Source organism: Halalkalibacter sp. AB-rgal2 (genome assembly GCF_041821005.1).
GTDB lineage: Bacteria > Bacillota > Bacilli > Bacillales > Bacillaceae_D > Halalkalibacter.
This window is the reverse complement of sequence record NZ_JBGUAV010000018.1, coordinates 15,794-38,559: the sequence shown is the minus strand read 5'-3', so window position 1 is coordinate 38,559 and position 22,766 is coordinate 15,794. Positions and strand designations below refer to the sequence as shown.

General features: G+C 38.3%; 21 protein-coding genes. 14 read left to right on the top strand and 7 right to left on the bottom strand.

Features of this window, described 5'->3' with window-relative positions; all coding sequences use genetic code 11:
• Positions 1–312 precede the first annotated feature (312 nt).
• From ACERJO_RS14170 to ACERJO_RS14145, 6 genes are all read left to right on the top strand, one after another.
• Positions 313–1,344, top strand: coding sequence for a LacI family DNA-binding transcriptional regulator (locus tag ACERJO_RS14170; RefSeq protein WP_373647900.1), 1,032 nt, complete (start codon positions 313–315; stop codon positions 1,342–1,344).
• Between the two features lie 454 nt (positions 1,345–1,798).
• Positions 1,799–4,144: a glycoside hydrolase family 2 TIM barrel-domain containing protein gene (locus ACERJO_RS14165; RefSeq protein ID WP_373647899.1), complete on the top strand. Its 2,346-nt coding sequence runs from the start codon at positions 1,799–1,801 to the stop codon at positions 4,142–4,144.
• Positions 4,145–4,167: 23 nt separating this feature from the next.
• Positions 4,168–5,463, top strand: a complete 1,296-nt coding sequence (locus ACERJO_RS14160; protein ID WP_373647898.1) for an ABC transporter substrate-binding protein — start codon at positions 4,168–4,170, stop codon at positions 5,461–5,463.
• 74 nt (positions 5,464–5,537) lie between these two features.
• Positions 5,538–6,413, top strand: coding sequence for a carbohydrate ABC transporter permease (locus tag ACERJO_RS14155; RefSeq protein ID WP_247106883.1), 876 nt, complete (start codon positions 5,538–5,540; stop codon positions 6,411–6,413).
• Positions 6,406–7,287, top strand: coding sequence for a carbohydrate ABC transporter permease (locus ACERJO_RS14150; RefSeq protein ID WP_247106882.1), 882 nt, complete (start codon positions 6,406–6,408; stop codon positions 7,285–7,287). The genes ACERJO_RS14155 and ACERJO_RS14150 overlap by 8 nt, the downstream gene beginning before the upstream one ends.
• 21 nt (positions 7,288–7,308) lie before the next feature.
• Entirely contained in the window at positions 7,309–7,953 is a 645-nt protein-coding gene (locus ACERJO_RS14145) for a YesL family protein (RefSeq protein WP_373647897.1), read from the top strand.
• A gap of 236 nt (positions 7,954–8,189) precedes the next feature.
• Here ACERJO_RS14145 and ACERJO_RS14140 read toward each other — a convergent pair whose 3' ends face one another.
• Together ACERJO_RS14140 and ACERJO_RS14135 are read right to left on the bottom strand one after the other, a co-directional pair.
• On the bottom strand, positions 8,190–8,960 hold the full coding sequence (locus ACERJO_RS14140) for an alpha/beta fold hydrolase (protein ID WP_373647896.1): 771 nt from the start codon (positions 8,958–8,960) through the stop codon (positions 8,190–8,192).
• 11 nt (positions 8,961–8,971) lie between these two features.
• On the bottom strand, positions 8,972–9,547 hold the full coding sequence (locus ACERJO_RS14135) for a TetR/AcrR family transcriptional regulator (RefSeq protein ID WP_247106876.1): 576 nt from the start codon (positions 9,545–9,547) through the stop codon (positions 8,972–8,974).
• Between the two features lie 290 nt (positions 9,548–9,837).
• Here ACERJO_RS14135 and ACERJO_RS14130 point away from each other — a divergent pair, with 290 nt between their 5' ends.
• Genes ACERJO_RS14130 through ACERJO_RS14120 form a run of 3 tightly spaced genes read left to right on the top strand, consistent with a single transcriptional unit; the run spans position 9,838 to position 13,490 of the window.
• The gene (locus tag ACERJO_RS14130) at positions 9,838–10,557 is read left to right on the top strand and encodes an ABC transporter ATP-binding protein (protein ID WP_247106875.1); all 720 of its coding nucleotides are present in this window, start codon (positions 9,838–9,840) and stop codon (positions 10,555–10,557) included.
• Positions 10,526–12,982, top strand: a complete 2,457-nt coding sequence (locus ACERJO_RS14125; RefSeq protein WP_373647895.1) for an ABC transporter permease — start codon at positions 10,526–10,528, stop codon at positions 12,980–12,982. Before ACERJO_RS14130 ends, ACERJO_RS14125 begins: the two co-directional genes overlap by 32 nt.
• 4 nt (positions 12,983–12,986) lie before the next feature.
• Positions 12,987–13,490: a PadR family transcriptional regulator gene (locus tag ACERJO_RS14120; RefSeq protein ID WP_373647894.1), complete on the top strand. Its 504-nt coding sequence runs from the start codon at positions 12,987–12,989 to the stop codon at positions 13,488–13,490.
• A gap of 534 nt (positions 13,491–14,024) precedes the next feature.
• Here the strand turns inward: ACERJO_RS14120 and ACERJO_RS14115 are convergent.
• From ACERJO_RS14115 to ACERJO_RS14100, 4 genes are all read right to left on the bottom strand, one after another.
• Positions 14,025–14,933: a sensor histidine kinase gene (locus ACERJO_RS14115; protein WP_373647893.1), complete on the bottom strand. Its 909-nt coding sequence runs from the start codon at positions 14,931–14,933 to the stop codon at positions 14,025–14,027.
• A 21-nt stretch (positions 14,934–14,954) separates the two neighbouring features.
• Complete coding sequence (locus ACERJO_RS14110; protein ID WP_373647892.1) at positions 14,955–15,704, bottom strand: ABC transporter permease; 750 nt, start codon at positions 15,702–15,704, stop codon at positions 14,955–14,957.
• On the bottom strand, positions 15,701–16,615 hold the full coding sequence (locus ACERJO_RS14105) for an ATP-binding cassette domain-containing protein (protein ID WP_373647891.1): 915 nt from the start codon (positions 16,613–16,615) through the stop codon (positions 15,701–15,703). Before ACERJO_RS14105 ends, ACERJO_RS14110 begins: the two co-directional genes overlap by 4 nt.
• A 95-nt stretch (positions 16,616–16,710) precedes the next feature.
• Positions 16,711–17,394 carry a response regulator transcription factor gene (locus ACERJO_RS14100; protein ID WP_373647890.1) on the bottom strand — a complete coding sequence of 228 codons (684 nt, stop codon included), beginning with the start codon at positions 17,392–17,394 and terminating at the stop codon, positions 16,711–16,713.
• A 197-nt stretch (positions 17,395–17,591) separates the two neighbouring features.
• Between ACERJO_RS14100 and ACERJO_RS14095 the strand changes: the two genes are divergently transcribed.
• From ACERJO_RS14095 to ACERJO_RS14085, 3 genes are all read left to right on the top strand, one after another.
• On the top strand, positions 17,592–17,774 hold the full coding sequence (locus ACERJO_RS14095; RefSeq protein ID WP_373647889.1) for a PspC domain-containing protein: 183 nt from the start codon (positions 17,592–17,594) through the stop codon (positions 17,772–17,774).
• Positions 17,775–18,006: 232 nt separating this feature from the next.
• Complete coding sequence (locus ACERJO_RS14090; protein ID WP_373647888.1) at positions 18,007–18,345, top strand: HIT domain-containing protein; 339 nt, start codon at positions 18,007–18,009, stop codon at positions 18,343–18,345.
• A gap of 68 nt (positions 18,346–18,413) precedes the next feature.
• A complete protein-coding gene (locus ACERJO_RS14085) occupies positions 18,414–18,974 on the top strand; it encodes a DinB family protein (protein ID WP_373647887.1) in 561 nt (186 codons plus the stop codon).
• 237 nt (positions 18,975–19,211) lie between these two features.
• Here ACERJO_RS14085 and ACERJO_RS14080 read toward each other — a convergent pair whose 3' ends face one another.
• Complete coding sequence (locus ACERJO_RS14080; RefSeq protein WP_373647886.1) at positions 19,212–20,744, bottom strand: BCCT family transporter; 1,533 nt, start codon at positions 20,742–20,744, stop codon at positions 19,212–19,214.
• Between the two features lie 588 nt (positions 20,745–21,332).
• On the opposite strand from ACERJO_RS14080, the gene ACERJO_RS14075 reads away from it, so the two are divergent.
• Both ACERJO_RS14075 and ACERJO_RS14070 read left to right on the top strand, forming a co-directional pair.
• On the top strand, positions 21,333–21,809 hold the full coding sequence (locus tag ACERJO_RS14075) for a hypothetical protein (RefSeq protein ID WP_247106863.1): 477 nt from the start codon (positions 21,333–21,335) through the stop codon (positions 21,807–21,809).
• A gap of 359 nt (positions 21,810–22,168) precedes the next feature.
• On the top strand, positions 22,169–22,618 hold the full coding sequence (locus ACERJO_RS14070) for a GNAT family N-acetyltransferase (protein WP_247106862.1): 450 nt from the start codon (positions 22,169–22,171) through the stop codon (positions 22,616–22,618).
• Positions 22,619–22,766 lie beyond the last annotated feature (148 nt).

The following is a 22,766-nucleotide window of genomic DNA, read 5'->3' as shown; positions in this document are numbered from 1 at the left end:
TTGGGATATTACGTGGCTTGGTGGACCTGTGAAAGGCTTGTATGACCGTCTTTATTTAATTCTTGATTTATTTAGTAGAAAAGCAGTTAGTTGGAAAGCGTGGGAAAAGGAAGAAGCCACACCTTTGGTGATTATTTAAGTTCAGGAACTCAACTTTCGCAAAGTAAAATTGGCAAATAAGCGATGAGCTAACTGGCGAGGTCCGCAATTTTCAGGAAAATTATTGACAATGATAGCGCTCTCATTTACACTAGGTGCAGTGGTAATTTTCTTAAAATTCGTTTAATTAGAATAGGAAGCAGTCGATCTAATATGGAAAATAAAAAAGTAACCATTTATGATTTAGCAGAGGAGGTGGGTGTATCTACTGCCACGATTTCACGTGTTATTGCTGGCAATTATCCAGTTAGTCAAAAAACGCGTGAAAAAGTACAAAAGGTCATAGATAAATACGATTACCGTCCAAATGCCATTGCGAGAACATTGAGTAACAAAAAATCAAGATTACTAGGCTTTATCACCCCTGATATTACAAACCCGTTTTTTTCACAAGTGTTTGTTGAGGTGGACAAATATGCGCTTGAGAAAGGTTATTCAGTTCTGCTAGGGAATTCTATGCATAGCCGTGAACTAGAGTCACGCTACATCCGAATATTACTTGAGCAACAAGCTGTGGGCATTATTTTATTAGGTGGGCTGATTAACGATACAGTACCAGATCCAAATAGTGTTCAAGAGCTAATCGAAGTACAGAAGGGAACTAAGTTGGTCACGATTAATGGCAAGGTTGAAGGGGGGAATAATTATTCGGTTAGAACGGATGAAGCAAAAGGTATTGAATTAATCATTAAGCACCTAGTGAAACTAGGACATAAAAAAATTGGTTTATTAGGTGGAGTCAAGGGGATAACGACAACAGATATTAAGGTCAGTACATTTAAAAGGGAACTTAAGAAGTACAATTTAGAATATAAGGATTCCTGGCAAATTTATAGTGGGTTTAATATTGCAAGTGGTGAAGAGGGTTTTGAGCAATTAATTCGTACGAATAGAGAGTTACCAACTGCTTTATTAGGTATTAATGATATGGTTGGGGTAGGCATAATCAAAGCCTCAAAGCGTCATGCTGATAAGAGTTTTTCTTTTGTTGGATTTGATGATACAAGCTTAGCGCAAACATCCTCACCAGAACTAACGAGTGTTCGTCATCCTTATGAAAAATTGGGCAAAATGGCAATCGAGATGATTGAGGATGGAGGTCCTAGTAGAGATATCATTTTACCACCACGTCTTGTGGTTAAGGAGTCGACGTTGAGAAACGTGGATGGCTACGGAAAATTGTAGTTGTGTTTAGTGTAATAGTAACCGGTTACTATAAAGAATTCGTTTTTACGTAACGAAAGGAACCACCTGCTATCTAAATAAAGGTGATCTTCATGACAATGACAAAAGAGTACAAGAGGATCCCTGGTTGACGGTTTCTATAACTCTATCACGACGTCTTGTGGCTAAGGAATCGACATTGAGAAACATGGATGGCTAAGTTGAATTGTAGTTGTGATTAGTGTAATAGTAACCGGTTACTATAAAGAGTTCGTTTTTACGTAACGAAAGGAACCACCTGCTATCTAAAAATAAAGGTGATTTTCATAAGTTAATAACTCTATCACGACGCCTTGTGGGTAAGGAATTCATTTTGAGAAACATGGATAATTAAGCGAAATAACCTTGAGAAGCAGAGCTTAGCGGTTGTTTCAGAGAAAAGTAAGCGGTTACTACGCGCGGAAAGGTGATTTTTATGACAAAAAAGTACAACATGAACCTCGATTGGAAGTTTCTATTAGGAGAAGAAAAAAAAGCTTGGTATAAAGGATTTGATGATCAGCATTGGCGAGATGTGCAGCTTCCACATGATTGGTCAGTTGAAGCTCCTTTTTCAAAAGAGCATTCAAGTGGTACTGGTTATTTACCAGGTGGTATTGGCTGGTATCGTAAGTCATTTCACCTACAAGATGACATAAAAGGAAAAAAGGTCAACTTAACGATTGAGGGTGCGTATCAAAATGCAAAGGTTTGGGTTAACAGCTATTATCTAGGCTATAGACCATATGGATACAGCACGTTTAGTTATGATATTTCTGATTTTGTTCATTCTGGTCATAATGTGGTTTCGATTAGATTGGATCGCCCTTCAACGAGCGATTCTCGCTGGTTCACTGGTTCTGGTATTTATCGCAATGTATATGTGTCGGTTCAAGAACAAACACGTATAGTACCAGAAAGCACGTTCTATTACACTAAATCATCTGATGAAAACAGTGCAATCGTTGCTGTGGAGACAAATATTGAAAACGATACAGCGTACCGAAAAAAGCTTAAAATTGAAAGTGTTCTATATGATGATCATGACCACATTCGAGGGGAATCATCACAGCTGATTACTCTACAGGCTAATGATGCCCAGCAGCTAGCATTTGAGCTAAACATTGATACCCCAAAATTATGGTCACCAGAAACTCCGCATCTATATCAATTGGTTACACGAGTTATTGAAGCAGGTGAACTTGTCGATGAACAGGTTACTACAGTGGGAATACGAAGCATTAGCTTTGATTCTGAAACCGGTTTCTTTTTGAATGGGAAACCTACCTTACTAAAGGGCGTATGTGTGCACCATGATGCAGGAACACTAGGTGCTGCTGTACCTAAAGCGGTGTGGCAACGGCGTCTTGAGAAATTTAAAGATTTAGGTGCTAATGCAATTAGAATGAGTCATAATCCACCTGCGCCAGATTTGTTGGATCTATGTGATGAAATGGGTTTCTTAGTCATCGATGAAATTTTCGATGAATGGGAAGGCCCAAAAAACAAATGGTCGACAGGGCATAATGTTTATCCGCCTAAGCATGATGGTTATTTTGAACATTTTCCGGAATGGGGCGAACGGGATTTGAAGGATTGGGTGCAACGAGATCGTAATCATCCTTCTATCATTGCTTGGAGCATTGGTAATGAAATTGATTATCCCAATGATCCGTATTGTCACCCGTCGTTTAAAGAAATGACTGGTAATAATGATAAAGATAAACCAGTTGAAGAACGGCGATATGATCCGAATAAGCCAAATGCAGAGCGACTTGTTTCGATTTCTAAAAAACTAGTTAACTATGTAAAAGAAATCGATACGACAAGACCCGTAACGGCTGCATTAGCGTATCCTGAGCTATCAAATTTAACAGGACTTTCAGACACATTAGATATCGTTGGTTATAACTACAAAGAACATTTATATGAGCAGGATCACAGCAAGAATAAGAGCCAAGTGATTTATGGCAGTGAGAACAGTCATAGCGTTGAGAACTGGTTGGAGGTGGTCAATCGCCCTTATATTTCAGGTCAGTTCCTATGGACTGGAATTGATTTTCTTGGAGAAGCACAGGGTTGGCCGATAAGAGGATCGATGGCTGGCTTACTAGATTTAGCAGGCCGTGAAAAGCCGGGTTATTATTTGCGAAAAAGCTTATGGTCAAAGGAGCTATTTGGTAAGTTAACTGTCGAACAGATGGGTAGCAACAAGGAACATTTTATGTGGGATTATGATGACGATGATCAAGTCTTGATTAGAGGTTATACAAATGGTGAAAAAGCGGAGTGCTTCGTCAACGGAAAATCGTTAGGCGTTAAAGAAGTAACGAAAATCGGTGAAGTGCCGGAGTGGCAAACAACCTTTCAAAAAGGCGAGATCAAGCTTGTCGTCTTAAATGATGATCATGATTCTTTTGAGGATGTGCTTTACACACCAAGTCACGATCACTATCTACTAAAGGCGGTAAGCGATAAAGATAAATTAGTAGCAAATGGCGAGGATATTGCTCATATAGAAGTGGTTCTGACCGATCAGGAAGGAAGAATGGTGATCAATGATCAAGAAAGAATCGAAGTGAGTACTGAGGGGGCCATTGACATATTAGGGATTGAAAATGGTGATCTATCTGATTTAACCCCATACTCTGAGTCCAAGCGAAACTTTCATCAAGGTTATGCACTTATCTATGTACGTAGTAAAACTGAGGGAGGTGAGGCTACGATTCATATTCGCAACACAGGTGCAAAGGACACTAAAGTGCCGTTTACGATTATTTGAATGATAAAGGGGAGGCGTTATTAATGTTAAGAAAAATGGGTGGGTTCTTGCTTCTAATGGTTGCTCTTGTTTTAGTGGCGTGTGGAAATAATGCAACAGAAGATGTTAGTAGTGATAAAACAGAGATTCGATTTGCATATTGGGGCGGAGATTTTGATCAAACACGTATGGAAAATATTAAGGCTGCCTTTGAGGAACAAAATGATAGCATTGAAGTAGAATTAGTTAATGTACCGGGGGACGAATATGGTCAACACCTGTTAACGCGCTTTGCTTCTGGTGATGTATATGATATTGTCCAGCTAGCTGAAAATTCCTATTATTTTGCTACTCGCGGAGTGTTGGAAGATTTAACGCCATGGGCTGAGGAAGATGATGACTTTGATTTAGATGATTTTTATGAGGTGGGTATTGAGGCCTATAGCCATAATGACCGCTTATATGGACTGCCACTCAGATTAGGAACAGTCATGATGTTTTACAACAAGGATTTGCTCGATCAGCATGGCTTAGATTATCCTGATGAAAATTCAACTTGGGAAGAAATTATTGAGATGGCTGAAACGATTACCAACCCTTCTGAAGGTGTGTTTGGTATGAATCCATTAGGTGGCTGGTGGGCAAGTACAAGTCAATTTACGCGCTCACATGGTGTGAGAATGTTAAGTGAAGATTTTACCGAATTTCAATTAGATTCACCTGAAGGAATAGATGCGATTGAAAAAATGCGCTATTTAGTTAATGATTTAAATATTGCACCAAATGATTCACAAATTCCAGAGGGTATTGATCTTTGGACAAGTGGACGACAAGGATTTTTAATTGATGGGCCTTGGCATATTCTGTCTAGTCGAGCGAATATTGAGGATTTTGAATGGGATATGACCAGTGCACCGACTATGCCAGGTGTTGCTGATACTGCACCAACGTTCTCAAATGCGTTTCATATTGCTAATGCGTCAACGAATAAGGATGCTGCATGGGAGGTTATTAAGTTTTGGACGGGAGTCGAAGGTCAAGAGATTCTAGCCAGCGAGCACGCTGAGACACCTTCGCGACGTTCGGTAGCAGAATCAGATGCTTACTTAGAAATTGGTGATATGGGTCCGGAAAACTTTGCATCGACGCTTGAAGCGGTGGAAGGGGCGTATCCTCCTGAAGCATCATTAATGTGGAGCGAAATTAATGAAGAGGTACAAAATAGATTATCAAGAATTATTAATTTAGAGGAACCAGTAGATGTAGAAATGAAAGCGCTTAGAAATGATATTGAACCGCTTCTTGAAGAGCAAGAACGATTATTAGAGAGTTTTGAATAAAGAGTGAAAAAGGCTGAATATAGAGGGTATCCCCCTCTATATTTAGTTAAATTGCATAAGAAAGGGTTTTTACTATGAACAATGAAAAGAAGAAATTCTGGTTATATATTTCCCCTTTTATCATTGGCTTTAGCCTTTTCACAATTGGACCTATGATCGCATCCATTTATCTAAGCTTTACCCGGTACGATGTATTAACACCTGCTGAATGGATTGGTATCGCCAATTATATAAACTTATTTCAAAATGAACGATTTTGGGCCTTTTTGGGAAACACACTATACTATGTGTTTATAGGGGTTCCAATCACTGTAGCGGCATCATTGATTGTGTCGCTCGTGCTATATCGCAACATCCCCGCGATCTCATTTTTTAGAACAACCTTTTACTTGCCATCTATCTTTGGTGGCGTTGCCATCTTAATTTTGTGGAACTACATGCTCGCACCAGGGTTTCAAGGAGAGAATGTTGGGGTCATTAATGCGGTGTTAGCAACAATTGGTATTGAGGGACCTGGTTGGCTAAGTGATCAAAATTGGGCAAAGCCTGCGATTATTTTAACCCAGCTTTGGGGTGTAGGCGGGAGTATGTTAATTTTGCTACCTGCTCTTGCTAGTGTACCACAGGATCAGCTTGAGGCGGCAGATATTGATGGCGCATCAGCCATTAGAAAGTTCTTCTCTGTGGTGATTCCTCAAATAAGCCCCGCACTATTCTTTTTGTTAACAATGGGGATGATTGGTACGTTTCAAATGTTTAATGAGCCGATGATTTTACCTGGAGCTGATCGACTATGGACCGATACCTTAATGGTTCATTTGTACAGTAATGCATTTGAAAACTATCGTATGGGTTATGCTTCTGCCTTAGCGTGGGTCATGTTTGTGGTGATCATGTTCTTTACACTCATACAATTGGCCTTAGGAAAGAAGTGGGTGCATTATGAATAACAAACAAATAAAAAGATTTAGAGAAGTTTGGGCATTGTCTCCAAAAGAAAAGTTACTACTCGCTATAAAGTATGCCTTTTTGATTGGGCTAACCATTGCGTTCTTAATTCCAATAGTATGGACAATATCGGGTTCATTGAAGCCCTCAGGTAGAATTTTCACTGTGCCGATTGAGTGGATCCCATCGACCTTTCATTGGGAAAACTACACCAATCTATTAGAGAAGTTTCCATTTTTTAAGTATGCTTTTAATAGTTTCATTTTGGTTGGCTTTAATATGGTGTTTACCATCATCTCGTCATTAATTGTTGCATACGGGTTTGCTCGATTTAGACATCCGTGGAATCAGAAGGTGTTTATTTTCGTATTAGCAACGATGATGATTCCGCCACAAGTCACTTTAATTCCACAATTCTTAATTTTTTCAAGCTTAGGCTGGGTGAACACCTACTTGCCTTTAATTGTGCCTAATTTATTCGGAAGTGCATTTAACATCTTTCTCATGCGTCAGTTTATTATGGGGATACCACGCAGTTTAGATGAGTCTGCTTATATGGATGGGGCAAGCTCGTTTAAAATTTTGACAAAAATAATCGTACCTCTATGTATGCCTGTCATCGTTACAATTGGCGTATTTACCTTTAATAGTAACTGGAATGATTTTATGGGTCCATTAATCTATTTAAGTACACAAGAGAAATATCCTTTACAGCTTGCATTATATACATTAGACGCTGGTCGTCAAGGTCTTACCGACTTTGGTATGTTATTTGCAGCTTCAATAGTTGCACTCATTCCTCCGTTGCTTTTATTTGTTTTCCTACAAAAACATATAATGGCGGGTATTAAACTCGGTGGTTCAGTAAAAGGGTAAATAATGAGGAGGACGTGTTCTATGTTTTTGGAAAATCAACCAATCCTTCAAAAGCTATATTTGTTGGCTACTTGGATATCACGATTAGCAACGGTAAACTTACTTTGGCTCGCCTTTACTTTACTAGGCTTAGGTATATTTGGCATTGGTCCTTCTACAGCGGCTATGAGTGCGGTCATTAGTCGCTGGATCGATGGCGATAATAGTTTCTCTGTCGTACGTCTTTTTGTGAATGTTTATCGTAAGCATTTTATTAAGACGAATATGATCTTTCTGTTGTTAGCGATAGTAGGTGCTGTTTTGCTGTTTAATTATTCCTTTATTCAATCAAATGGTCTTCCTATGTTCTATAGTATACTAACAGTGACAATGGGAATGATTCACTTGCTAATCAGTATCATCATTATACCGCTATATATCAACAATAATGTTAGTGTTGTGGAGTTATTTAAAACAAGTACCTTGTTTGTTATAGGGTACCCAGTGAATTCCTTGATTATTGTTGTTGCCACAAGTGGATTAGTCATGATCCAGCTATTCATGCCGGGATTATTATTCTTTTTTTCAGGAAGTGCGATTACCTTTGTTGTTATATTAAGAATCAAAAAAGCAATAGATAAAACAAGGGCCATACAAGATGAGATTAGAGAAAGTGTGAATGTTTAGATACTCTAAGCAGAAATAGCTAGAAAGTTGGAAAGCATTCGAGCAAATATAAACGTATTTCTGAACCTAAAGTAGGAATAAGAATCTTATAAAAAGGCGCTTGGATATCAGATTATAATATCTCAAGAATGAAGACGTTTTGCATAGTATAGCCGTATTTTCGATGGGAAATCGATATATTACGGCTCTTTGCCATGCTTACCGGTAAGGTGCGCCTATTTTTTTATAATTCGGACTTACTGTGATAAAAATTCCTGTATGACTCTGTTCACCTCTTCAGGATTATCTAAATTGGTTGCATGGTGTGCGTCTTTAATGATTTTCAGCTGTGAATGTGTTATTTTTTCTAGCATGGCTTTCTGTTGTCTCATAATCATCGTGTCATGATCACCTTGTAAAAGTAAAGTTGGACACTTTACTTTAACTAAATCCGTACCGCTTTCCATTCTAGTTACAGCATCCCACACACGAGTCCAGTTATTTTTCTTAATCATATTAAAGGCTTCCTCAATATAATTTTTATTATGAGGGTTGAATTTTGATAGCATATTGGCTTGTATTCTTCCAGCCATCTTCATCGGTATTAAACGGTTGGAAAAACGATTAATCGGAACAAGTAATTTTTCATACCAATTAAAAGAATTAGTAAAAGGGGTGCCAATTAATATTAATGCTTCCACTCTTTCTGGATAACGAATGGCTGTTTGAAGTGAAATGTGACCACCCATAGATAAACCACAAAGTATCGCCTTTTCAATATTTAAATGGTCTAGTAGAGTTATTAAGTCTTTGGAGAAATCTTCAGAGTCCACTTTCCCTACAGGTAAGCTCGATTGTCCATGACCTCTTACATCCCAGACGACCGTTTGATAATGATTCGAAAAAAACTTTACTTGTGGGTGCCATTGCTTATGGTTCCAGGATGCTCCGTGTGTAAAAATAATCGGCTTTCCTTCCCCTTGATTTTCGTAATACAGGGTCACATTATTACTAGTTATTGTAGGCATTTTAGCCCCTCCTAAGTATAGGGTTTAAGAATCACACTAAAGCAATCGTCTATTAATGCTTCTATTGTTCTTTCGGGGTTTCTTATCCAAATTAACATGGCACCTCCGACAGAAGATTGTAAGACCGTGCTAATAAGGTTTACATCACATTCCTTCATCTCGCCTTGACAAATAGCTTGATTTAAAAGGCTTTGTGTTCCTTTATCAAGAATATCTAGCCTTTTCTTAGATATTTTTAGTAAATCAGGATCAGATGTACTTTCTAAGTAAAAGGAAGTGTGATTGGCTAAAGAAATTGGATCATCTGCTAATTTCATTGCTTTTTTATATATTTTTTTTAAAGCATGTATGGATGAATCTTCTTTGTGTGACTCATCAAAGCTTTTCTTTGTTAATTCGACGACAAACTCACTATAAGCTAAGAGAATACCTTTCTTAGATCCAAACCTTTTTAATAAACCCGCGGGTGAAATAGTACCTTCATTTGAAATATCATTTATTGTTAATTTTGACATTCCTTTTTTACAAAGAGCTTGATAAACAGCATAAAAGATCGTTTCGTTTGCAAACTCACGAGGTCTTGCCATAAGTACACCACACCTTTATTAGTAAGTGAACATTCATTTACTAATTATAAACGTTTCTTGCAAAGGTGTCTATAAACCAATAAAATTTCTTGATTGAGTAGAGGAGAGCTGATGAGGTTTTGTAAGAAGTTAAAGACACAAAACTTTTTATGGACCGTCTTTTTCTATTTACAAAATATAAATTTTATATATACTAAGTATATATAGTGATGTGTTTAATTCCTTTAAATACATCATTAGTTTTAATATTTATATATATACTTTGTATGTAAAGAGAGTGGAGGGGTTTGATGATTCATGTACAGAACGTAACGAAGAGTTTTTCTCAAGGGGCTGAACAATCCCAAGTGTTGAAAGGGGTAGATCTTGACATCGAGCAGGGGGAGTTTGTAGCTGTTATGGGGCCTAGTGGTTCAGGAAAAAGTACCCTTCTTCAGCTTCTTGGCGGGCTTGATATACCAGATGAAGGCACGATCGAAATTGGTGATGAGCGTATTGAAAAGATGAGAGAAAAGGATAGAACGATTTTCCGTAGAAGAAATGTTGGATTTGTTTTTCAAAATTATCAGCTGCTTCAAAACCTGAGTGTGGAGGAAAATATCGCATTTCCAATCCATGCAGATGGGACATTGAAGCCTAGTGATCAGAAAAAAATCAATGGCTTGATTAAGGCAGTTGGGCTGACGGGGCTTGAAAAAAAGAGGGTAAATCTCCTTAGTGGTGGCCAGCAGCAACGTGTCGCAATGGCGCGAGCTCTTGCAAACAATCCTGGGGTTTTGCTAGCGGATGAACCGACTGGTAATTTGGATCGGGCGAAAGCAGAGGAAATTTTGGCATTAATGGTTTCTTTTCATCGAAATGACCATCAAACAATTGTGATGGTGACTCATGATATTTTTGCAGCTGGATTTGCTGATCGTATCGTTCTGTTTAAAGACGGTAAGGTAGAGCGGATCATTTCGAGAAAGGATGACGATTATGCTGAATATTTGGCGAATTTCATGGCGTAATAGTACTCGGAGAAAAAAGAGGTTTTTCTTTACACTTGCGGCAATGGTAATGGGAGTTGCGGTTATGACCGCCATGCTTGTCGCTGATAAGACAACCGAAGATGTGTTTACGTATTATGAGCAGATGTATGTAGCTGATGCGGATTACTGGATTCTTAGCGATGATCATACATTTTCAGAAAATACGGCAGAGGAGGTGGCTGTTCACTCAGAAGTTAATGAAACCCTTCATGTCCTCGATAAACAGGCCTTTTTTGAGCTGGAGGAAGAGCGACCGAGAAATGAGCGCTCAGTACGTATCACAGGAGTGAGTGATTTTTCTAGCTCGCTTTTAAAGCTTCCCGTTGCAGAGGGTAGCTTGGAGGATGAGGGGGTTATTTTACCAGAACCAGTCGCGCGTTTGCTTGGAAAGGGAGTTGGAGACTCTGTACGTTTTGCAGAGTTAGGGGAGCTTGAGGTTTCAGCAATCGTGGAATATGTACAGATTTTGGCTAGTCCATCCGATTGGGAAGGAGCACAGTCAGCAGGATTTCGAGTGATGGTCCCCCTTGATGTCCTGCAGGAATGGACGGGTTTGAATGGAGAAATCTCTTATATGCGCTTTCAGACGGAAGGGGATGGAGAGGAGCTTTTCCTCAATCTTCAGGAGCAGTTTCAAGGATCTTCAACATTTGTTCAGCCTGTCGTGGCCGATGATCGTCAGAGTAACGACATTAGCGGGTTGTATACATTTTTCTATTTAATTGCGGCTCTTGCGATTATAATCAGCGGTTTTATCGTTTTCAATATGATCTACACAAGTGTGATCGAAAGGCAAAAGGAATTTGCTATTATGAAGAGTCTTGGGTATCTACAGACTTCCGTTTCCAAGCTAGTTCTTATAGAAGTACTGCTTTTAGCTACCATTGCGGTGGTGATCGGAGTCCCGTTTGGCGTTTGGATCGGAGACCTTTTTATGATGGCTCTTCTAAGCGTGTTTGCCTTTGATATGGTATACTCATTGAATTGGGCAATCCCGGCCATGATCTCAGCTACAGCAGGGTTCGTCTTTCCGATTCTCTTTTCACTTGTTCCGATTTATCATGCTGGGAAAACGTCGATTTTGCTCACATTAAAAGGAGAAACTAGCAAGGGAATCTATTCTAACAAAAGCCCACTTCGTTTTGGAGTTGGTTTAGCGCTTCTCGTCTTTGTGTTTGTGGATTATCCGATTTCTTATATCGCTATTTTGGCCGGTGTCATTCTTTTGTTTCCATTTGTACTAACCGTGATTTCGCATCTTTTTAGGCCGGTTCTAACGCATGTATTTGGATTTGGAGGTACTTTAGCTGTGCAAAACCTCCAAAATCAAATTGGGCGTAATGCGAATACATCGGCCATTTTGGCAGTGGGTATTGCCGTGATTCTTCTGCTCGGTGCAGCAGTAGATTCAGCGCCTGACGGGTACGAAAGGGAAATCCGAAGTACATATGGTGGTGACGTAAGAATTTCCTCAGAATCGCCATGGAGCGAAGAGAATATCTCAGCGCTAGAAGCATATGAGGAGGTCAAGGAGGTTCATAAGCTAGCGGAAGCGACACCGATTACGTGGAAAACGGTTAATGGCGATCACAGGCAGTTTTCCGTTTTGTCGGTCAGCTCGGGGAATGCTTCCTTGTATGATCATCCAGATTATACGTTAAACAATAAGCTTGTCGAACAGCCGTCTGTGCTACTTGGAAATCGTGCTTTTGATGAGTGGGGAGGGGAAATCGGTGAAAGTATCGTAATGAATACTCCAGACGGCAAACAGGAGCTAGAGGTTATAGGGAATGTTACAACCTCTCACTATTCAGGGTACGTTGCATTCATGGAGGAAGGTCATATGGACGAGGCTTTCGGATGGGAAGGTAGCTTTGATTTGCTTCTCACGTTAGAAGAAGGGAGTCATTCGTTTCCTCCAAGGGTTTGGGATGATTTCGGGCATCATCTCTCCGGTGTGGAAACGGTAGAAGATGAGATACGATCTACTACCTCAGCCATATCAGAAATGTATAGTCTCATATATGTTCTCATGATCATGATGATTGGCCTAGCCAGTATTGGAACTGCGAATACGATCCTAATGAACACCGTGGAACGCACATCTGAGATAAGCACAATGAGAGCGATTGGCTTTACGGTGTCTCAGGTGAAACGGATGATCCTTGCAGAAGGATTACTTATCGGGATCACGGGTGTTGTTGGAGGCGTTATGACTGGGGTTCTCCTCATTTTCACTGCTAGCCGTTCTGATTTAATGGAAGGGTTTCTCATCTTCCATATTCCAGTGAGCTATGTACTCATTGCAGTCATGACCGGGTTGGTCTTCAGTCAACTTGCATCATGGTCAGCTGCGAGCCATGCTTCAAACATTAAGCTGCAATCATCACTTAAAGAAGGGTAAGATCATGTCGGTAAAATACGGAATTTTAACGATCTTATATAATGGAATAAATCATGGTTACGATTTAAAGGTGGGGGTTGACTCATTGATCGGGTTGAAAGGGAAAATCAATCCAGGACAAATCTATACAACACTGGATAGATTGACGCGCGATGGGATGGTCACTTCAGCAGGAACAGACGACAAGGAGCGTAAACGGTATGCCATTGAGGTGAAAGGAATGGAGTCACTTGAGAAATGGCTGCTAGATCCAGTCCCCTATCATTCGGTAAAAGAGGATTTCTTCTTTAAATGGAGCTGTGCGAGAAAGATCCTTTTCAAGGAAGAGAAAAAGATGCTTGATCAACAAAAAGCACTCATCATTAAGGAAACGATGGAGCTATCCAGGTTGAAAACGGAGCTTCTTGTCAATGGTGATGAGGACAGGTATCTGTTAGTTACAGGAACACTGTTACATCTAGAGGCAGATCTGAATTGGATCACAAGGGTGGAAAACCGTCACCAATAATACAATCCCGCCGTGCTGAAGGGAGAGCGGCGGGATTGTTGTGAAGAGCGAGCTCTTCTTTTGATTAATGGGGAGAATCACACAAGAAGGAAAGTTTGTTACAGCAATCCCGATGTAGGGGAAAGGGGGACCGCTCGGGCGGAAAGAAGGGAAAAGGGAATCCTCCTTCCGCTAAAGAGCTGAAATTAGAAGAGAGAGCGCGAAAATGTACTCAACGTTCCGCTATTGGTTAGAAAAGAGTCTGTTGATCAGGAAAAAAGGCAAAATAGCGGAACGAGGAACCGCAAAGGAAAGAATCGAGCAGGCTGACGAGAATAGAGGAAGGAGGATTCCCCTTGCTCAGCCAAAGGGAATCCTCCTTCCGCTAAAGAGCTGAAATTAGAAGAGAGAGCGCGAAAATGTACTCAACGTTCCGCTATTGGTTAGAAAAGAGTCTGTTGAGCAGGAAAAAAGGCAAAATAGCGGAACGAGGAACCGTAAAGGAAAGAAATTGAGCAGAATGAAGGGAATAGAGGAAGGAGGATTCCATCCAACTTAATCCCATTTTTTAAACCATACATCGATCATAAATTTATGATCATGAACGTCGGCAGCTACTTGCCCTTCTTGTTTGTTTATTAGTTGTTGAACAATATGGAGACCTAATCCAAGCTGCCCACCACTTCGGCTAGGATCTAATCGAAAGGATCGGTCAAAAATTCGATTAAGCTCGGTATGATCAAATGGGCCTATATCATTTACGACTCTTAACCTGTAATACGTTTCTTCTTCTACCAAGTTAATCGTGACATAGCTTTTGGCATACCGTAATGCATTTTGAATAATGTTGGTTACGATTCGATTGGTTGCCTTCTTGTCGGCTAAAATAGGTGATACTGTCATTTCATCCATATGGACGTTTAATTGATTTTTTTCAAAGTCATTGTAGAACAACAGCATCGCTTCCACGACGATTTTATCTAACAACTGTTGCTCTAAAGTGAATGGCTTGTCGGAGGATTCGATTTGGGATAGTTCATAGAATCCATCAGCCATCATTGTGAGATGGTCAATTTTCTTTTGAATGATGCTTAGAAACTCTTTCCTTTCTTCCTCAGATATAGATGGGTCCGTTAATAATTCGGAAAAGCCTTTAATGGATGTCAAAGGTGTTCGCAAATCATGGGATAGGTTGGTCACTTCTTCCTTCAGTTCTTTCTCTTTCTTCACCATATTCTGCTGATCTTGCTTGAATAAATAAATGAGCTGGTTGATTTTCGTAATGAATTGAATCAGGATTTTACTATGCGTATTTGTGCGGACCAATTCATTTGTACCGAAATTTCCGATGATCTCATCTAATTGCTTCGTCATTCTTTTCATATCAAAGAGGAGGAGCAGAAGCGTCCCAGTACTTATAATGAGTAGAAAAATCAACATGATGATCATCAACCAGCTGTTCACGACTCTAACATCCCTTCTTCATCAATCAATCGTTTGTTTAGCGAATTTTCTAGCGCCTATTAGTAAAAATATCACCGAAATAACAATGCCAGTTATCCAAGGGCGATACTCGAATTGAACCTCTTGAGCCAAAAAGCTCATTAAATTTTCGTTTAATAGTGTACTTGGTGCATAGTGATAAAGTTCATCCATTCCTGAAATAGATCGGAATAGTAATCGTACTAAATCACCAGATAAAAGAAAGAAAAAGAGCAACATAACAATGACGTAGACATCGCCGACCTTAAGCATTCTAAGCACATGGATGACAAAAAATCCACCCACTACAATCGGGATCATATTGAAACTAGCTAGTAAGAAATTCTTGACGGCTTGTTCCTCACTAGCGAAAAGACTCTCTCCTAATACAATCGTTAAGGCTAGACCGATTACACAGATTAGTAAAAAATAAATAAAGGTTAGAATAAGCTTTGACCAAAAGATGGTGCTACGAGAGATACCAAAGGATATAGATTGTTTAATGATAGCCGTGTCTTTACCCGTTAGAGCTGAATTAAAGAGTAATCCTATGATCACAATTAATACTCCACCACTGATGACATTTGAATAAAAGAACCTACTAGTTGCGTACGGGAAATTTGGGTCAAAATGCAAAGACAAGGATAATACAACGGCAGCTGCAATAATTAAAGCTAAGCCAATAGCACTTGTAACATATAGCCCTTTTTTGTGTAGCAAGCGATAATGTTCGCTTTTCATATAATTCATCATTGTTCATTCGCATCCACTAATCCTAAGAAATATTCTTCTAAATTCAATGCTTCGAAACGAAACTCCATCACTAACACATCATTGGTCGTTAAGAGACGATTAATCTCGCCACCTTCATCGACATGATTTTGGATGGTGATGATTTGATTAGGAAGAACTTTATATTGGATATCCGCAAAGGCTTGTTCTAACAATTGTGCTGTCTTAGCTGTATCATTGACTTTAAGCCGAATTTGCTTTTTACTTTTTTCATCTAAAGCCTCTTTGCTTAAATCCTCAACAATGACCCCATTTTTAATAAAAGCAAAGCGCGTCGCTATTAATTGTAATTCACTTAAAATATGACTAGAAATCAAAATGGTTATTTGTTTCTCTTCATTTAACTTCAATAATAACTGACGAATCTCCATAATGCCCTCAGCATCTAACCCATTAATAGGCTCATCTAGCACTAAACAATCTGGACTACTTAGAAGACACAGGGCGATTCCTAGTCGTTGCTTCATTCCCATTGAGTAATCACTAAAACGTTTCTTCTTTTCATTGGCTAAGCCAACAATTTGTAACACTTCATAAATTCTTTTTTTCTCAACGACGCCCCGTTGAATTCGAAAATACTCTAGATTTTGAGTCGCCGTAAAATCCGGAAAAAATTCAGGCGTCTCAATCATAAAGCCCATTCTCTTTTGTGCAATGGGCATTTCGTTTCCTGATTTCCCAAATAAGTGAATCTCTCCGGAGGTAGGAATGAATTGGCCCGAAAGCATTTTAAAGAACGTCGATTTTCCAGCTCCATTTTTTCCGATTAATGCACAAATTTCTCCTTGTTCAAGTGAGAAATTCAGTGGCTTGATGATTTCATCCTCTTTAAAGGCTTTCGTCAATTGAAAGGTTTGAATAATGGTATTCATCTTGTTGACTCCTTCGCTAAAATTCTTATTACAATTAGTTTAGCTTAGGTGTCTTTAATTTCCCTTAAGCAAAACATAAAGAAATCATAAAGAATTTAAATGAGCATGAAGCCTACTCCCCAAATGGTTCTAATATACTCATCAGGCGTGATTTCGGCCATTTTTCTACGAAGGTTCGAGACATGAACACTAATCGTATTGTCATCGCCTAAGTAGGTCCGATTCCACGTTCGTTCATACATCTCCCTTTTGGAAAAGGCACGCTCAGGATGACTTATAAATAAGAAGAGGATATCAAATTCCGCATTCGTTAATTGCAGCTCGTTCCCTTCTAACGTTACAGACAATTTATCAGGATTGATCGTAAGTCCTCGCCATACTTTCTCAGAAGTTCTTGTTGAGTGACTGCTTGATTTTCGTAATTGCACTTCAACTCTTGCCATTACCTCTTCTTGATTAAAAGGCTTCGTCATATAATCGTCTGCCCCTATCTTCAATACGTGTACTTTGCTTTCGATGTCCACCTTGGCGGAGATGACAATAATGGGGATGTCACTATTTTCTCTAATCTCTTTGATTAATTGTTCCCCGCTTTTTCCTGGTAGCATCAAATCTAATAAAATTAAATCATATGTATCATTCTGCAGCTGTAGCAGACCTTCTGTACCAGAATACGCCACAACTGAATCCATCCCTAATTTAGTAAAAATCACACGTAATAGTCTACTAATTTCTTGATCATCTTCAATGATTAACAGTCGTTTACCTTTATTATGCACAATCATCAACCCTTTTTGTTCAATCTAATGGATTACCTTTCATTATAGCGTATTTAATGGATGAAAATGGAGAGTGATTTGGGGTGAAATAAAAAGACTAGGAAAATGATTGTTTTTGTAAAATATCCTCTAAAGAAAACGTTTAATGATATAATAATAATATGTAATTATGGATGAAAATGGAGGTGGTAATTCTCATGTCGCAAAAGTTAACGAAGTCATCGACGGATAATGTCCTATTTGGCATATGCGGTGGAATAGCCAATTTTTTCGGTATATCACCTTTTATTGTGAGAGTTATATTTATCTTTACGGCTTCTGCTTCTTTGTGGATTTATATACTTCTTGCTTTGGCATTAGAAGATGAGTTATCACTTTGATTGTAGATTCTCTACAATACTTCTTTTCAACAAAAGGGAGTTTTAATGGGGATGGTAACGAATATCGTCATTTGTAATGCACATAGCCAAATTAGAAATTCTGAAGCAATATATACATGACAAAACATAGTGGTGAGTTGGTCGAAAAGATAGCATTCAACATTAAGGAATGCTTTTTAAGAAATGTTAAACTGAAGAGGCGTTTAGAATAAATAGTAGGAGGCACACAAAGATGACCTGTATTTTTTGTAAGATAGTTAATAGAGAAGCTCCAGCAGAAATGATCTATGAAGATGAGGATGTTATGGCCTTTTACGGATTGCATTTTAGTGCACCAATTCATGCGTTAGTCATTCCTAAAAAACATATTGAAAACATAATGGACATCAAAGTGGGTGATGAAAGAATGATCTACAACATTCATCATGGATTACAAGAAGTTGCCAAAATAATGGGGATAAGTAGTGATGGTTTTAGAGTTATTACGAATACAGGGAAACATGGTCAACAAGAAATTTATCATTTGCATTATCATATAATTGGTGGTCGTCAATTAAAATGGGAAATGTAATTGACTCATGGTCAACGAGCATGGACGTGGGCGCAACTGCGGATAGAAAAGATAAGGAGGGGACTGGAATGTTTCACGATTTAAAAGGGGAAACAAGCATGTCACCAATGGTAGGGTTATTATATTCTACTGTAAAAGAAAATACCCAACGATTACAAGTTATCACAAAAGGTATGTCTCAAGAAGAAGTAGATTACAAGGGACCAAAAAACAACTTTAACAGTACTGCTCAGTTAATCAGACATATCATGTATGTTGACCTTAATTGGACCTATAGAATAAAAGACCAACGACTTCCTGATTCTTTAAAAGAACAATACGGACCGATGATAGATGTAAATAATAAGCTTCCAATGGTAAAAGGAAGGTCTTTGGACACACTCATAACTGAATATAAAGGTGTATTAAAAATGTTGGAAGATGCATGCACACAATTAACAGATGCTGATTTAGATAAAGTTGTCACGTTTGGACATGAAAACGAAAAGCAAGCAACCATTCGTTGGGGACTATGGCATATGGCTGACCATAATCGCTATCATCAAGCTCATATTAATCAACTTAGAAAGTGGTTTAATGAAAACACTAGGAAAGATGAAAAAAGCCGAAAGAGGCAATGCTCTATATAATTTCGTTAATCGTAGTAATGAATAAGAATAAAGTTATTGATAAGGAGAAAGGCATTCCATGGGGAATACCAAAAGATTGGTAATATGTTTAATGATCCGTAACTAATTGTGCAGTAAAGAAAACACCCCCTATATAAATGAAGTACACCTTTTCCAGTGCAACCTATCTATTATTAGGGGGTACTGTTACCATTCATATAAAAATAGATATACATGCTCGTCGTTTGAATGATTTTTTTACTCTTCTTTTTCCATATTTTGTTCCTTGGCCATCTTCTTTACAATTTTGGGCGCGATCCAAAGTGGGGGAAGGAGCAATATTGACACTGGTACGGCCGTGACAACAATAAAGTTTTGTAAGGCCTGTATACTTCCTTCACCGATGGTTAGGAGGACAACGGATAAGATACCAAATAAAACGACCCAAAACACTCTTATCCATTTTTGTGGATGCTCTGTACCTTGCAACGTGACTGCTACTGTATATGAAATTGAATCAACGGTAGTCGATACAAACACAATACTAACGATTAAAAATCCAATCGCCAACCATAATCCCATAGGTAGTTGGTTCGTTATCGCCATTAAGGTCGCTGGCATTCCGCCATCACCTAATGGGTTTGAAATGGAACCAGGATGATTTAATTCATGAGATAATCCTGTACCACCAACAACTGCGAACCAGAAATTACTCACTAATGGAGCCATAATCGATACGGCTACGATCAGCTCTCTAATCGTACGACCACGCGATATCTTACTAATAAAAATCGCCATCATTGGTGCATAGCCTAAAAACCAACCCCAGAAAAAGATCGTCCAGTATCCAAGCCAAGCTTGATCCCCGCGATATAAATTCATTTCGAAAAAGTGCTGTAATTGAAAAGCTTGAGCACTAATAAAAGAATCGATTAAAAACATGGTCGGACCAATAATGAGAATAATGGCTGCTAATAATACAACAAATATAACATTTACACGACTTAAAAATTGAATACCTTTGTCAACACCACTCGCTACAGATACAGCAGCAATAATGATAAGTGCGCCGACAACGATTATATTTGTCGCCAAAGTATTTGGAATATTAAATAAGAAATGTAGTCCATAACCAATTTGTAGACCTAAAAATCCGATCGGCCCCATTGTACCTGCAGCAACGGCGATAATTGAAACGATATCGGCAGTTGAACCAAGTACACTTTTATGAAAGATCTTTTCTCCAAAAATAGGATATAAAATGGCACGTGGCTTAAGCGGATATCCCTTATGATAATGTGCATACATGAGGACAATGGATGTTAAAGTACCTAAACACGCCCAAGCTAGGAAGCCCCAATGTACAAAGCTTTGGGATAAAGCCGGTATAATAGCCTCCTGTGGTGTCATCCCATCATTTTCAAACAACGGAGGAGTGGTCATAAAATGATAAATGGGCTCTGATGCAGCCCAAAATACACCACCACTAGCTAGAAGTGTACATAAAATCATCGAAATCCAACGAAAATAACCATTCTCAGGTTTCTCTATTTTTCCAAGCTTTAATTTCCCGTATTTCGAAAAAGCGATGATCATCCCAATCGCAAAATTTCCAAGTAATAATAATTGCCAATAAGCACCGAAATAAGTTACTGACCAATTGAAGGATTCCGCTACCCAACCTTCAACTAAATGAATGTCCATTAGTGCAAAAAGGACAAAGAGGAATAGAAATCCTCCACTTACCGCAAAGGTAGTCCAGTCCATTTTCAAGCTATTTATTGTTTTCATTCTTTTCCTCCTATAACGTTTAATGAAGCTATAATATCGAGTGTTTTTGACGTTTGGAGAAAAAGACTACGGAACTGAAGTACCACTTGCTCGCTTGTTAAAGCGTATACACCTACAATCGTTGTCTAAGATAGTTTCACCTTCTATTTATTCATGTCATACCAAAATCCTATATGGCGGATGTTAGCCGTTTAATATTATAGTTATAAAACATTACTCAGTCAAACGAACTTTTTTTGAGGGGAGCTTATGTTGTGGAAGATGTGAAGGGAAAGGTCAGAAGGTGATGCAATCATTGTAGGAGAATGGTTAGGTTGCTCAAGATTTAAGTTGGTGAGTTTTTATTTTTTATAGCAACAGATGGTTTAGAAAGGATTATTACTATTTTATGGTATAATTGGTTACGATATTTAGCTATAATTCGAATTAGTAGTACATGTTGTATTAACAAAAGGTGTTTGGTTATGAAGGCGGTTATTTTTGATTTCGATGGGACTCTGCAGGTACGTTGTTGAAGTTTAGGGGAAATCCAAGAAAAAAGGCTTATGGCATTCCGCCAAGATTACTAATTATGAAAGAAGGTGAACTGTGAAAAGGTTATTTATGTCATTCATTTCATTAGTACTGTTGTTTGGTTGTAAATATGGAGATGAAATCATTGACAATGAAATGTTTTTTGACACACAAACAGAGGCGTTCAATTACTTTGAGTTAGAAAGAGCACAAGGTTTAAACCTTATTACAACATTGGCCCTTTCAGATGATGAGCAGATCTTTTTTTATCGCCAAAATGATCTAATTCGTCATATGAAAGTAAGATATGAAGACGGAGCTTATAAAATTATTGAATCTGCTAGTAGTTATAGGTTGCCAGACGCTGATGATGTTAGCTTCATTACTTATTCTGAGGAAGAAATGAACGTAGTATTTGGGAAAGTTTTTGATTCAGATATAAAGGATTTAGTGTATAAGACTCAAACTAGATCAGAGAAAATTGAGTTGGATCATGACGGTTATTTTTACTTTTTTACTAATGATTTTACGTGGGATATTGAGTGGTATTAGGTTCAATTCCTTTATGGAAAAAGTGAAGTATATGTCTATTGTTGCAGAATTACAGTGATTAAATTAATGCGGCATTAAAGAGTTTTCCTGTGAATGTTATTTTCTAAGGTTGTTATATTTCGATATTGTGTTTTGCTTTTGTAGGGGGGATTATATGTCTAGGAACCAATCTGAGGATCTCACTTCTATGAGTAACAAGGAACTTATAATCTAGTACATATCAATAGATGGAACGCGGAATGCTGGGAAACTAGCACGTTCCGTGTGGAGCAGGGGAAAAGCTGGAGATCACATCAAATGCTTACCTATTGCTGACGTAGGGTTTAATAAGAATTAACGTACCTTTCTGGGGGATATATATGGGGAAACATGAGGTAAAGAAAATATATAATCTGTTGGATTTTGATTTGGATCGTTTAGTAAAACAAAGTAAACAAGATGGTTTTCGTTTTGTAGAAAGATTAATAAATGATTATGAAAATGGTAGCAATACTTTTAATAATTTTGGAGAAGTCTTATTTGGCGTGTTTAACGAAGAAGATGTCCTTGTTGCTATTGGTGGATTAAATAAAGACCCATATTCAAATGAAAAATTTATTGGTAGGTTGAGAAGATTTTATGTTAGTAAGGAGTATAGAAGAAACGGTGTAGGGAGTCTTTTGGTAAAAAAGATGATCGACGAAGCAAAAAGATATTATAACATTTTGGTGCTTCATACAGATACGGAACAGGCTGATAAATTTTATACTTCTTTAGGATTTTTAAAGGAAAACCTCTATCCAAATTCAAGTCACTATATGGAGTTATAAGATAACAGGTGGCGTTTCTACAACAATTGGAGGCGCTTTTTCATTAACGAGCAGGGTTAGTGAAAAAACTATAAAGGGGTGTTTATAATTGTTAATGATTTTAAAAGTAATTTTTGCAGTAATCGCTGCTTTTTTCGCAGGATATGGA